Origin of the sequence: Halostagnicola kamekurae (assembly GCF_900116205.1) — an archaeon.
Classification (GTDB): domain Archaea; phylum Halobacteriota; class Halobacteria; order Halobacteriales; family Natrialbaceae; genus Halostagnicola; species Halostagnicola kamekurae.
The window spans coordinates 290,321-303,053 of sequence record NZ_FOZS01000003.1; the positions used below are offsets into that span (position 1 = coordinate 290,321).

At 64.1% G+C, this 12,733-nt stretch carries 11 protein-coding genes; 5 read left to right on the forward strand and 6 right to left on the reverse strand.

The features are described 5' to 3' along the window. Positions 1–153 precede the first annotated feature (153 nt). Positions 154–1,299 (forward strand): XdhC family protein, encoded by a 1,146-nt coding sequence (locus BM348_RS15275; protein ID WP_092906062.1) that lies wholly within the window; start codon positions 154–156, stop codon positions 1,297–1,299. Here the strand turns inward: BM348_RS15275 and BM348_RS15280 are convergent. Further along, a complete protein-coding gene (locus BM348_RS15280; RefSeq protein WP_092906064.1) occupies positions 1,269–1,880 on the reverse strand; it encodes a nucleotidyltransferase family protein in 612 nt (203 codons plus the stop codon). The genes BM348_RS15275 and BM348_RS15280 overlap by 31 nt on opposite strands. A 2-nt stretch (positions 1,881–1,882) precedes the next feature. Beyond that, positions 1,883–3,313 carry a dihydroorotase gene (locus BM348_RS15285; RefSeq protein ID WP_092906066.1) on the reverse strand — a complete coding sequence of 477 codons (1,431 nt, stop codon included), beginning with the start codon at positions 3,311–3,313 and terminating at the stop codon, positions 1,883–1,885. 195 nt (positions 3,314–3,508) lie between these two features. On the opposite strand from BM348_RS15285, the gene BM348_RS15290 reads away from it, so the two are divergent. Then, positions 3,509–4,015 (forward strand): (2Fe-2S)-binding protein, encoded by a 507-nt coding sequence (locus BM348_RS15290; protein WP_092906068.1) that lies wholly within the window; start codon positions 3,509–3,511, stop codon positions 4,013–4,015. Between the two features lie 2 nt (positions 4,016–4,017). After that, positions 4,018–6,495: a xanthine dehydrogenase family protein molybdopterin-binding subunit gene (locus BM348_RS15295; RefSeq protein ID WP_092906071.1), complete on the forward strand. Its 2,478-nt coding sequence runs from the start codon at positions 4,018–4,020 to the stop codon at positions 6,493–6,495. A gap of 207 nt (positions 6,496–6,702) precedes the next feature. On the opposite strand, the gene BM348_RS15300 is transcribed toward BM348_RS15295, so the two are convergent. Together BM348_RS15300 and BM348_RS15305 are read right to left on the reverse strand one after the other, a co-directional pair. Beyond that, positions 6,703–7,194 carry a CoxG family protein gene (locus BM348_RS15300; RefSeq protein ID WP_092906418.1) on the reverse strand — a complete coding sequence of 164 codons (492 nt, stop codon included), beginning with the start codon at positions 7,192–7,194 and terminating at the stop codon, positions 6,703–6,705. A gap of 78 nt (positions 7,195–7,272) precedes the next feature. Beyond that, the gene (locus BM348_RS15305) at positions 7,273–8,172 is read right to left on the reverse strand and encodes an FAD binding domain-containing protein (RefSeq protein ID WP_092906073.1); all 900 of its coding nucleotides are present in this window, start codon (positions 8,170–8,172) and stop codon (positions 7,273–7,275) included. A 375-nt stretch (positions 8,173–8,547) separates the two neighbouring features. On the opposite strand from BM348_RS15305, the gene BM348_RS15310 reads away from it, so the two are divergent. After that, positions 8,548–9,306: a cyclase family protein gene (locus BM348_RS15310; protein ID WP_092906421.1), complete on the forward strand. Its 759-nt coding sequence runs from the start codon at positions 8,548–8,550 to the stop codon at positions 9,304–9,306. A gap of 59 nt (positions 9,307–9,365) precedes the next feature. Here the strand turns inward: BM348_RS15310 and BM348_RS15315 are convergent, their stop codons facing one another. Further along, positions 9,366–10,664 (reverse strand): cytosine deaminase, encoded by a 1,299-nt coding sequence (locus BM348_RS15315; protein ID WP_092906075.1) that lies wholly within the window; start codon positions 10,662–10,664, stop codon positions 9,366–9,368. A 153-nt stretch (positions 10,665–10,817) separates the two neighbouring features. On the opposite strand from BM348_RS15315, the gene codB reads away from it, so the two are divergent. Continuing rightward, entirely contained in the window at positions 10,818–12,206 is a 1,389-nt protein-coding gene (codB, locus tag BM348_RS15320) for a cytosine permease (RefSeq protein WP_092906077.1), read from the forward strand. A 47-nt stretch (positions 12,207–12,253) separates the two neighbouring features. Here the strand turns inward: codB and BM348_RS15325 are convergent, their stop codons facing one another. Further along, on the reverse strand, positions 12,254–12,679 hold the full coding sequence (locus tag BM348_RS15325) for a universal stress protein (protein WP_092906079.1): 426 nt from the start codon (positions 12,677–12,679) through the stop codon (positions 12,254–12,256). Positions 12,680–12,733 lie beyond the last annotated feature (54 nt).

A 12,733-nucleotide genomic window follows, 5' to 3' on the forward strand; every position in this document is an offset into this window, starting at 1 on the left:
CGGCGTCGAGATCGACGAAATCACAGAAGCGCGTCAGACGACGAGAGACTCCTGTACGATCGTCTATACGCCAAATTCGCGAAGCGTTCAGTGATACGAGACGCATAATGTGATAGGATAACACATATACAGCTCGCACCCGTTCGATCGTGTATGACCGAACCAGACCCGTGGGGCGTGACCACCCTCGAACTCTTCGAGTTGCTCGAGGAGCGCCTCGACGGCCCGATCGAGCAGGCGGTCGCGACGGTCGTCGCTGTCGACGGCTCCGCGTATCGACGACCCGGCGCGAAGATGGTACTCGGCGACGACGGCTCGACGTACGGCGGAATCACGGCCGGCTGTCTCGAGGGCCCGCTTCGGGACGTGGCCACGGAAGTTATCTCGGAGCGGTCGTCGACGGTCGTCACCTTCGATCTCACCGATGACGACGACGGCTGGGGCCTCGGACTCGGCTGTGAGGGGATCGTCGACGTCCTGGTCGAACCGGTCGACGATCGCTGGATCGAGCCCGTCGAAGCCTACCACGGCGCTGATTCGTGCGCCCTCGTGACCGCCATCGGCGGGACGGCGGGGATTCCAATCGGGTCCAGAGCGGTCGTCGCTCCCGACGGCACCGTCGTGGAGATCGAGGGAGATCAGCTCCTTCCCGAGGACGTCACCGCGAGCATCGAGGAAACCGCACGAAAACGCGCCACAGAGGGGAACTGGTGTCGCCGAACCGTCGAGACCGAGGACGGAACCGTCGAGCTGTTCGTCGACGGAATCACGCCCGCGACGCGGCTGTTACTGTTCGGCGGCCAGCCCGACGTCCGGCCGGTCACGCGACTGGCTCGCATGGTCGGGTTGCACGTTACGGTCGCGACGGCGAGGGGCGGACAGGCCGACGAATCGTCGTTCCCGCGGGCTGACCGGGTCGTCGCGACCCACCCGACCGACGTCGCGGAACTGGTCGACGAGCGAACCCACGTCGTCGTCATGTCGCACAATTACCTCGACGATCGGCTCGCACTCGAGAGCTTGCTCGAGACCGAAACGCCGTTTATCGGTCTCATGGGTCCTCGAGAGCGGTTCGATCGGCTTCGGGACGACCTCGAAGCGGAGGGCGTTACGCTGTCGAGAACCGACCTCGATCGGATCGCTTCGCCCGTGGGACTGGACCTCGGTGGCGGCGAGCCGATCGAGATCGCGCTGAGTATCGTCTCGGAGGTGCTCGCGGTGAGCAACGAGAAAAGCGGCGGACGGCTTCGCAACCGGCGCGGACCGATTCACGACCGGCCAGTGTCACAGCCGGACTGACGGACGCTCCAGAGATCCGTTCGCGTGTCGACGTCGATGTGAATCCCCGGATCGTCGGTGGGAACCCGGCGGACCTCGATGTCGTCGAACAGCGCGCGACCGCCTGTGTCGCCCGCGAGCGACGCCAGTTCGTCGAACTGGTCGGCGTCGAACAGGACCGGATTCCCGCGCTCGCCGTCGACGGTCGGGACGACCGCGTCGCAGTCTTCGTCCGCTCGAGACGCGTCGACGAGCCGTCGAACCGTCTCCGGCTCGACACACGGCATATCTCCCGGAAGGAAGAGCACGGCGTCGGCGTCCGTGCCTCGCGCGTACTCCGCGCCCGCTCGAACGGAGCGGCTCTGGCCGCGATCGTACTCCTCGATCTGTACCGTCTCGTCGACGAACGGATCGACCGCGCGTCGGACGGCGGCTGCGTCGTGGCCGAGGGTGGCGACCGTCCGATCGACCGGGCTCTCGGCCATCGATCGAGCGGCGCGAGCGACGATCGGGTCGCCATCGACCCGCGCCAGCAGCTTGTTGCCGTCCTCGAACCGCGTGCCCAGTCCGGCCGCGAGCACGATGCCGACGAGTTCGGACATGGTTACTCGAGTGCGACGCCCTCCGGACCGCGCGGCAGGTACTCGCGTCCGCCCGGTTCGGCGAGCAACTCGCCGTCCTCGACGACGACCTCGCCGCCGACGATGGTGTGGGTCGGCAGCCCGGTGAGCTCGTCGCCGTGGAACGTCGAGTAGCGCGGCTCCATCGTGTGGTAGAAGTCGTCGTCGACGACCGCGCTCTTCTCAAGGTCGACGATGACCATGTCCGCGTCGGAGCCTTCCGCGATCGCGCCCTTACGCGGGTAGAGCCCCCAGCGCTTGGCGTTGTTGGTCGAGCAGACCTCGACGAGCCGTTCCATGCTGAGGCGGTTCTTGTTGACCCCCTCGCTCATCATGACCGGCAGGAAGTACTCGATGCCGTTGTTGTCGCCAGGGATCGCGTCCCAGATGTCGCCGTGTTTGCCCGTGTCCTTCTCCTTGAACTCGATTTTGTGCGGACAGTGGTCGGTCCCGACGTAGTCGACGACGCCGGTTCGAATGCCCTCCCAGAGGCGCTTTTTGCTCTCCTCGCCGCGAAGCGGCGGCGAAATCTTGCCCCAGATGCCCAGCTCCTCCTGCTCGTACGTGTGGCTGAGGAAGGCCGGAAGCGTCTCGGCGTGCAGGTTGACGCCTTTGTCCTGGAACCGTTCGACGACGTCGACGCCCTCGCCGGTGCTCATGTGGACGATGTAGGCCCGCGAGTCGGTGTACTCGGTCAGCCGCCCGATCTGATCGATCTGCATCGCCTCGGCGACGTTCGGCGAGGCTTCGGACCACGCCTCGAGGTCGTTGCGGCCCTCGGCCTGCAGTTCCTTGCGGCGTTCGATGGCGAGGTCCTCGTTCTCGGCGTGGAACATCACGACGCCGCCGGGAATCTCAGACACCTTGTCGAGCACGCGGTACGTTCGACCGGCGTCGGAGTGGTCGATGCCGAGTTCGGGCGAGGCGTGTTTGTACCAGTTGAAGAATACCTTGTACGACCGGACGCCGGCATCGGCCAGCGCCTCGATCTCCTCGACGTGGTGGTCCTGGTGGACGATCGCGTGGTAGCCGAAGTCGATGTAGGAGTTCTCCTCGCCCGCGCGCTTAAAGAAGTCCATGTCCGGCACGTAGGGCTCTTTCTGGAGCAGGAAGTTGACGACGGTCGTCACGCCGCCGTGGATCGCCCCGCGCGTCTCCGTTTCGAAGTCGTGCTCGAGTCCCTCGTGGTACTCGTATTCGTACCTCGAGAGGCCCCAGTGAACGTGGGGATCGATGAAGCCGGGGATAAGATAGTTCCCCTCAGCGTCGATCTCCCGATCCGCGTCTGGAAGGTTCGATTCGTCGCCGACGCCGACGATGACTCCGTCTTTCGCTACGACGCCGCCGCTGATCGTGCCGTTCGGCGTGACTACTCGCGCATTCGTCACTCGAAGGTCTCCGGTTGTGTCGACCATACGCATACACGTAGCTCATCATACTTGAGTGTACCCGATCCGGGGGAGAGTTTCGAGTTCACTCGATCGGTCAGGGAGTTTTCGAGCGGACCCGTTGGTCTGGGATTTTCGCGCGAAAGTCCGCCGAACTGGCACGAAATCATGCGTCGGCAACACAACGCTTATGCCTCGGTCACGGGATAGTGTAACTATCACATGAGTACCGATAGCACTGATGGAACCGACGGTCCCGTCTCTCAGGAGATCACGGTAACCGTCGACGGCGAAACGATAACCAGACAGGTCGAACCGCGACTGAAGCTCTCGGATTTCCTGCGCTACGAGTGCGATCGAAACGGCGTCCGCGTCGGCTGCGAGCACGGCGTCTGCGGCGCGTGTACGGTCCAGCAGGACGGGACGAGCGTCAAGAGCTGTCTCTCCTACGCCGTCCAGGCAGACGGCGCGGAGATTGAGACCGTCGAGGGACTCGACGACGACGGCTCGCTCCACCCCATTCAGGAGGCCTTCCACGAATCGCACGCGCTCCAGTGTGGCTTCTGTACGAGCGGGTTCGTCATGGCGACGAAGGAACTGTTAGAGGAGAACCCGGACCCGACTCGAGAGGAAATCGAGACCGGCTTGGCGGACAACATCTGTCGGTGTACCGGCTACCAGAACATCTACGAAGCGGTCGAACGCGCCGCAGAAAAGATGGAGGACTAAGCATGTCCAGTTCACACCCAACCGACGCCGGGACCGAGCCCGAAACCGAGTCCGAGTCGTTCACTGGTCAGGGCCTCCCGCGAGTCGAAGATCATCGAATCCTGACCGGCAACGCCGAGTTCATCCACGACATCACGCCGGAGAACTGCCTGCACATGGCGCTCGTGCGCAGCATGCACGCCCACGCGGAAATCGAGTCGATCGACACCGAAGAAGCCGAGGCACACCCCGACTGCGAACTCGTCTTGACTGCCGACGATCTCAAGGCCGAATACAACCCGATGCCGACCGGGATCGACAGCGTCGAAACCGAAGACGGCGTCACAGATCTGTTCGAATGGTCGCTGGCCGACGAGAAAGCCCGCTTCGTCGGCGAACCCGTCGCCGCGGTCGTCGCCTCGGATCGGTACGCCGCGGAGGACGTCGCTGACCTCGTCGACGTCGAGTACGACGCCGTCGAGGCGGTCGCGGACGGGATGGCCGCTCGAGAGGACGAGGTGGTCGTCCACGAAGACGTCGGAACGAACGTCGTCGATCACGAGCGCATCGAGTTCGGCGACCCGGCCGGCGCGTTCGAGGACGCCGACAACGTGGTCGAAGGCGAGTACTCGTGGGGGCGCATCTCCGGCGTTCCGCTCGAGACCGCGGGCGTCGTCTCGAGCTACGACGACGAGGGCGACTCGTTCGACATCGACTGCAACATCCAGTTGCACACCCTCGTCGACAACATGATCTACGAGACGCTGGGGTACGAGGAGGACGACGTTCGGGTCAACGTCCCGGCCGACGTCGGGGGAAGCTACGGAACCAAGATCGGCATCCACCGCTACTGCTGTCTGACCGCGATGGCGAGCCACCAGCTAGAGCGGCCCGTCAAGTTCGAGGAGGACCGCATCGAGAACCTCCAGGGCGGGGACATGCACTGCTCGGATCGGGAGTACGAGATGCGCATGGCCGTCGACGACGACGGCACGATCCGCGGGCTCGAGGTCTGGTTCGTCGACGACTTCGGCGCGTACCCGCGGTATCCGGTCAACCAGGTGCTCAAGCCGCTGTCGGTGGTCACCAACTCCTACGATATCGACGACGTGACCTACGAGTACGACCTCGTGCTGACGAACAAGACCTCACAGACGGCCTACCGCGGCTTCGGCGTCGACCCACACATCTACGCCCTCGAGATGTGTATCGACAAGGCAGCCCGCGCGATCGATATGGATCCGACGGCGTTCCGTCGGCACAACCTGATCCAGCCCGAGCAGATGCCCTACACCCTTCCCTCGAAGAACATCTACGACTCCGGGGACTACCCCGCGACCCTCGACCGGATCGAGGAGATCATCGAGGACGAACGCGACGGCGGCCTCCTCGACCCCGAGGTCGTCGAGGCCAAACGGAAGGAGGGTAAGTACCGCGGCGTCCAGCCGAGCGTCATTATCGAACCCGGCGTCAGCGGCTCCGACTGGACCGATCGCCAGCGAAGCGACCGCGAGGCGCTCGCGGACCGATCCCGCGACGACGTCGAGGAGCTCCCCGAGCACCTCCGTGCGACCCTCGAGAACGACGGCACGGTGACCGCGTATCTCGCGACCGACTCGTCCGGGCAGGGCCACCAGACGCTCGTCTCGCAACTGCTCGCGGACGAACTCGAGATCCTGCCCAGCGATATCGAGGTAGATTACCTCGACAGCATCGACGCGCCCACCGAGTACGGCAGCGCGGCCTCGCGGATGGCCGTGATGCTTTCGGGAGCGACCGTCGGACTCGCAGAGCGGTTCGTCCAGACCGCGACGGCGGTCGCGGCCGATCACTGGGGCGTCTCCGAGGCCGACGTCAGCTACCGCGACGGCGCGGTCGAACGGATCGACAGCGGCGACTCGCTCTCGCTCGCCGAACTTGCGGCGATCGACGACGACGGCGATCGTCGACTCACGCAGATCAGCTACAACTACGAACATCCCGCGACCGAGCACGAGGAGTTCGACGAGGCGTTCTCACGGAAGTTCCCGGTCTACCCGACGGCCGCCTTCGGCGCGAACGCGCCCATCGTCGAGGTCGATATCGAAACCGGCGAGGTCGACATCCTCACGTTCCACACGGTGCGTGACTGCGGAACGATGTTGAACCCGATGATCGTCGAGGGCCAGGCCCACGGCGGCATCGCACAGGGGATCGGCGCGTCGCTCCTCGAGGAGTTCGGCTACGAAGCGGACGGCCAGCCCCAGGCGATCACGCTCTTCGATTACCTGCTCCCGTCGATCGAGAACGTCCCGGAGATTCAGATGGAACACACCGAGACGCCGTCGCCGTACACCGAAACCGGCGCAAAAGGCGTCGGCGAGGGCGGCATGATCGACGCACCCGCGAGTATCGCCACCTCGATCAACGCGGCACTCGAGCCCCTCGGCATCGACGAACCGGCCGATCAGATTCCGGTCGCGCCGGATCACATCCGGAAGAACGTCCGCGAGCTCGAGTAACCGGGCGATAGGGGACTTCGAGTAATCGACCGTTCGGAACTTCGAGAACCGATTCGATCTCCGTTTTTGTCCGGCACACTCCCATCCCTGTTCGAGACGCGTCTGTAAACGTTCGCTGTCGGCGTACTCTCTCGACCCCGAGGCGGCGTAAACCCTCGAAAACCGGCGCAATTGAGGACTCCGCGGGTGAAAATCAGACTGCTTCGACTACGATTCGATTTCGACGTCCATGTTCTCGGTCGCGTCGGCCGGCGCTTCCTCGAGTTTGGATTCTGCTTCTCGCCCCTCCTCGATGATCGCCTGCATGTCCGAGAAGTACTTCTTGACCAGTCGGTTGGTCACGCTCTTTAACGCTCGGCTGCCGAGGCTAACGATCGTTCCCGAGACATCGGCTTTGGCCTCCCAGTCGACGACCGTTCCGCCGTCCTCCTGCTCGACTAACTCCATGGTCGCCGTCATCTCGAACTCGTTTCGCGGCGCCTGTCCGACCGCGGTCAGCTCGAGCACCTCGGGGTACTCGATGTTCGTCACGACCGCGTCGACCTCGAACTCTGGTTTGACGCTGCCGACGCCGACCGCCAGAACCGCGGTGATCTCGTGGGGGGACTCGAGGATCATCTCCTTGCAACCGGGCGCGGCCTCTGCGAGGATGTCCGGGTCGGTAAAGTAGGGCCACAGTTCTTCTCTCGACTGTTCCATCTCGTTTTCGCCAGTGAATTCTAACATGTGTGATTGGGTTGTTCGACGGTAGGTGGTTGGTAGGTGGTACGTGTCCGATTACGAATCCGACGCCGTGAGGGCGTCGTCGTAGGCCTGCTCGAGCGAGCGTTTGGCGTACTCGCCGGCGACCTCTTCCTTGTACTCTCGATCCGCGTGCATCTCGCCTTCGGGGGTGACCGAGCCGGTGACGATCTCGGCGACCTCTGCGAGGGCGTCTTCTGCGAGCGTCGTTCCTTCGAGGACCGATTCGGCGCCCTCGACGCGAAGCGGGACGTCCGCCGCGTTCGCGAGGGCGATTCGCGCGTCCTCGATGACGGGTTCGTCCGCGCTCGGATCGTCGACGCGAACCGACGTCGCCGCGCTGACCGTCGGGAACGTCTGGGCGGCCCGCTTGAGTTCGACGAACGCCATCCCCGTCCGCTCGGGCGGGAATGGCTCGGTCGGAACTGAGACGCTCTCGATGAGTTCCTCCTCACGGAGGTCGGTAAACATGTACGCGATGAAGAACTCGCTGACCGGGACCGTCCGAGTCCCCTCGAGCGAGCGGAGCGTGATCGAGCCGTCGAGCGCGAGCAACGCCGCCGGATAGTTGCCCGCCGGATCGGCCTCGCCGAGACTGCCGCCGACGGTGCCCTGATTTCGAACTGCTGGGCCCGCGATCTGTCCGGCCGCATCGGGGACCATTGGTAGCAGGTCCGCGAGCCGTTCGGAGCGCTCGAGGGTTCGATGGGTCGTCATCGCACCGATTCGAACCTCGCCGTCATCGGCTTCGACGTACGCGAGGTCGTCGACGCCATTGAGGTCGACGAGGTGGTCCGGCGTCGCGAGGCGATTGGCCATGACAATGCCGAGCGACTGGTTACCCGCCATCAACTCCGCGTCCTCGAGCTCTTCGAGGAGTTCGAGTGCCTCTTCGATCGTCTCCGGGCGGTGGTGTGTAAACGGTGCTGGTTTCATAGCCCCTCGAATCGATAATCGTTCCCGTCACGTGGTTCCCCTCGGATCCGCGGCCGTCCGCTCGATGCGAACCGGCGGGAGCGCCGGCGGGCCGGCGATTGGTGGGTAGATTCGAGTCCGTACTGGGCGGTGGTTCGTATAGTCATCTGTCGGTCACACGGATACCGTACAATTATTCCAACGGTACTAATAAGTGTTGTTGGCAGTTGGCATGCCCACATTTCCCAGGAGAGTGTCAGAGGGGCTGGCCGCTCGAGGTCGTTGCTATTCGTGTACGGGTCGCGTCTCGACCGCGAGTTCGCCGCGCACGTCTCGGTCCGAATCCGTTCTCCCGTTCACGTAGCTTTAAGTGGTGGGGCCGGCTACATTCAGATCATGCTAGACGGCTACGAGATGTACGATCTGACACAGCCATGGTCCCAGGACACGCCAGCCTGGCCCACGTACGACAACCCCAAGGTGTGGTACGAGAAGAGCCTCGACACCGAGAAAGTCAACGGACAGAAAATCGAGTTCATGAACCACACCGGGACGCACTTAGACGGCGAGAAGCACTTCGTCGCCAGCGGCCGGGACATCGAGCAGGTGGGTCTGGACGAACTCGTCGGCGACGCCGTCGTCGCGGACATCTCTGACAAGGTCGGCGACTACGACGTCTACACCAGCGAGATGATCGAAGACGTCTGTGACGTCCAGAAAGGCGACATCCTGTTCATCCACACCGGCTATCAGGAGTACGCCTGGCACAGGGAAAACGCCGATCCGGACCGATTCTTCAGCAAGCACCCCGGCCCGAACCAGGAGTTCGCCGACTGGTGTAAGGAGATGGAGATCAACTACCTGCTCCTCGATTGTGGCAGCGCGGACCACCCGATGAACACGGTCATCCGCGACATCCGTCCCGACCTCGCGTCGGAAGCCGAAGACGCCCTCGGCGTCGACGACCTCGACGAAATCTTCCCACCGGAGGGCTATCAGCTCATGCACAACGATCTGTTCCCGGAGGGAATCATCCACGTCGAGAACGCGCAGGTCCCCGAGGAACTGCTCAACGAGCGCGTCCAGATCGGGACCTTCCCGTGGCGCTTCCGCGGCGGCGAGTCGAGCGTTTGTCGCTGTGTCGCGTTCAAATAACCCACTGACCGCTTTTTCCACGTTTCACCGCGAGTAACTCACCGACCGCAAAACCGCACTCAGCGGTGGAAATCGACGTTGCGTTCGATATCGTTCCCGCCGTCGTCCTCGCGGCACACGCGAGCCTTCGCGGGTTCGGTGCGGGCGATTTCTCGGCCGTCCTTGAGCACCAGCGTTCGCGGCGCGCGCGTTCGAAGCGCGTTGAACGGGTCCGGCGCGTCGTAGACGACGAGCGAGCCAGGGGAGCCGACCGAAAGGCCGTAGTCGTCGCCGCCGAAGACCTCGGCGTTCGCCGTCGTGAGCATCTCCCAGAGCGGCCCGACGTCGTTCCGTCCGCTCATGTGGGCGTAGTGCAGGAGGACGAACGCCGCATCGAGCTGGTCGCCGCGCCCGTAGTGATACCACGGATCCATAACCGAGTCGTGACCGAGCCCGACGGTCACACCAGCCTCGAGTAACTCGTCGATGCGAGTGTGGCCGCGTCGGCGCGGGTAGTCGTCGTAGCGCCCCTGCAAGACCGCGTTGTCCGGCGGGTTGGTGATCACGCTGGCACCGCTTTCGGCCAGCAGCGAGATTACTTTAGCCGCGTACGCGTTGGAATAGGAGTGCATCGCCGTCGTGTGGCTCGCCGTGACGCGGTCGCCGATCTCCCGTTTGATCGACTCGCTCGCGAGCACTTCCGTGAATCTCGAGCCCGGATCGTCCGTCTCGTCGATGTGCATGTCGACCGGCCGGTCGTACCGCTCGGCGAGGTCCATCGCGAGTTCGACCGAGGCGACGCCGTCCTCGCGGGTGTGTTCGTTGTGCGGGATCGCGCCGACGAGGTCGGCACCCATCTCGAGGGACTCCCGAAGTAGATCCTCGTGGGAGTCGTCGGTGAATACGCCGTCCTGCGGGAAAGCGACGACCTGCAGGTCGACCAAGTCGGACACCTCCTCGCGCAGTTCGAGCAGGGCGCGAACGCCCGTCAGCGACTCCTCAGTCGTATCCGCGTGCGTCCGAACGCGGGTGATGCCGTTCGCCGCCATCCACTCGATGGCCCGCTCGGCCCTGTCTTTCACGTCGTCGGCCTCGAGCGTCTCCTTTCGGTCACCCCAGATGCCAATTCCCTCGGCGAGAGTTCCGGATTCGTTCCAGGTCGGCTCTCCGGCGGTGAGCGTCGCGTCGAGGTGGATGTGTGGTTCTGTCAGCGTCGGCGTCACGAGTCGACCGTCCGCGCCGTATCGCCGGTCTTCCGGCGCAATCGATGGGTCGATCGAACCGGCGTCCTCGAGTCGGGTGATCGTCCCGTTCTCGATGGCGATGTCGACCGCGGATCCCTCGAGCGTCGTCGCGTTGGTGATGAGCCACGTGGTCATGTCCCTACGACTGTCCCCCACCCCGATAATAGTTCCGTGGGTGCCAGGCTGGAACCACTTGGCGGAACAACATCTGTATAACGGAAATTTTGTGACGAAACCTTGGTCAGTTGTCCAAAACATTCATTATCTCGGCGTGACCTGTCGTGTACCATGGCAACACGCGACGATGACTTCGACTGGCGGCGTATCGTCTTCGGCGACGAGAACCTGCCCGACCCGGACTACCCGCTCGATCACGTTCCCAAGGACGAGCGAAAAGGACTGGTCAGCCTCTCGGCGGTCCTGCTCGGACTGGTCTTCTTCGCGGGGACGATGTGGGCGGGAGCGGAGGTCAGCGCGGCGATGGGGTTTCAGGAAATGCTCTCGGCGATGGTCGTCGGTCACATCATCCTCGGCGGGTACGTCGCGCTCCTCTGTGGAATCGCCGCGAGGGCCGGACTGACGACGGTCCTGCTGGCTCGATACTCCTTCGGGCGGATCGGCGCGAAGTGGGCCGACCTCCTACTCGGCGGGACCCAGGTCGGCTGGTTCGGTGTGACTATCCCGATGGTCGCGGTGCCGACGGCGACCTACCTGGGCCTCGAGAGCGCGACGATGCTCAGCGCGTTGATCGTCGTCTGGGGGCTGATGCACATGACGACCGCGTACTTCGGGTACGACGGCATGGAGAAACTGTCCTACGTCGCCGTCCCGTTCCTCGTGGTCGTCGGCGTCCTCTCGATCGTCCTCGCCGTCGGCGACGCGGGCGGCGTCGACGGTCTGCTGTCGCAAGTCGGCGGCGGCGGGATGTCGTTCGGCCTCGCGGTGACCATCGTCGTCGGGACGTTCATCAGCGCCGGCACGCAGGCGCCGAACTGGGCGCGCTTTGCAATCAACTCTCGAGTCGGGTTCTGGGCCGGACTGATCGCCTTCCTCGTCGGGAACAGCTTCCTCTTTTTAAGCGGCGCGGTCGGCGGGGCCGTCTACGACGTGACCCCGGCGGGTGACCTCTACGAGGTGCTCGTCGCCCAGGGGTTGGCGACCGTCGGCCTGATCGCGCTGATCTTGAACATCTGGACGACCAACGACAACGCGGCCTACGCGTTCAGCGTCGCCGGAGCGGAAGCCTTCGAGTTCGACCGGAAGCGTCCGTTCGTCATCGCCGGCTGTGTCGTCGGAATCGGTCTGGCCCTCGCTGGCGCGGATGGCTTGCTACTGCCGTGGCTCGAGTTGCTGGGGCAGTACGTCCCGCCGCTGGGCGCGATCATCATTGCCGACTTCATGCTCTGCTGGCGGGGATCGATTCCGCGAATGGACGACGTTCAGTTCACCCGTGTTCGGTGGACGAGCGTGCTCGCGTACGTCGGCGGCTGTCTCGTCGCAGTGTTGACCGCCGGATCGGTACTGCCAGGTCTGACGATCGCGCCACTGGTTCCCGGCGTGGCCGCGCTCAACGGAATGATCGCGGCGGCTATCGTATACGTCGTCGGCTACTACGCGCTCGAGAAACCCGGCGTGATTCCCTCCCACGACATCCCCGCGGACGCCGATCGGATCTGACCGACCGGGACCCGACGGCTGAATAAAACGACGTTTTTCGAACGGTTCTACCGTGCGATCAACACCGGCACCGGCGACCGCCGGGTAACCTTCTCCGCCACGCTGCCGAGCAGCACCCGCGCGAGGCCGTCTCGACCGTGGCTGCCGATGACAATCAGATCGTAGTCGCCGTCCTCCGCTCGAGAGACGATCAGCCGGTCGGGTCGTCCGCGTCCGCGTTCGGTCTCGATCTCGACGCCGAGTTCGTCGCCGCGCTCTCGAGCGGCCTCGAGAATCTCGTCCGATCGCTCGAGTTCGGCCTCGTCGTCCGGAACGTCCCCCGTCATCCCGGAGAACGTTCCCAGATCTCCCTGTCCGACTTCGACGACGTGTAGCGCAGTGAACTCCGCGTCGGGAAACGTCTCGATCGCGTACTCGAGGGTCTCGTCTGATCGGTCCGATCCGTCGACTGGAACCAGAATTCGGTTGGGCATAGTCGCTCTACGGACCGCAGCAATATTATACTTTCATCGACACTTAGGGGAGCG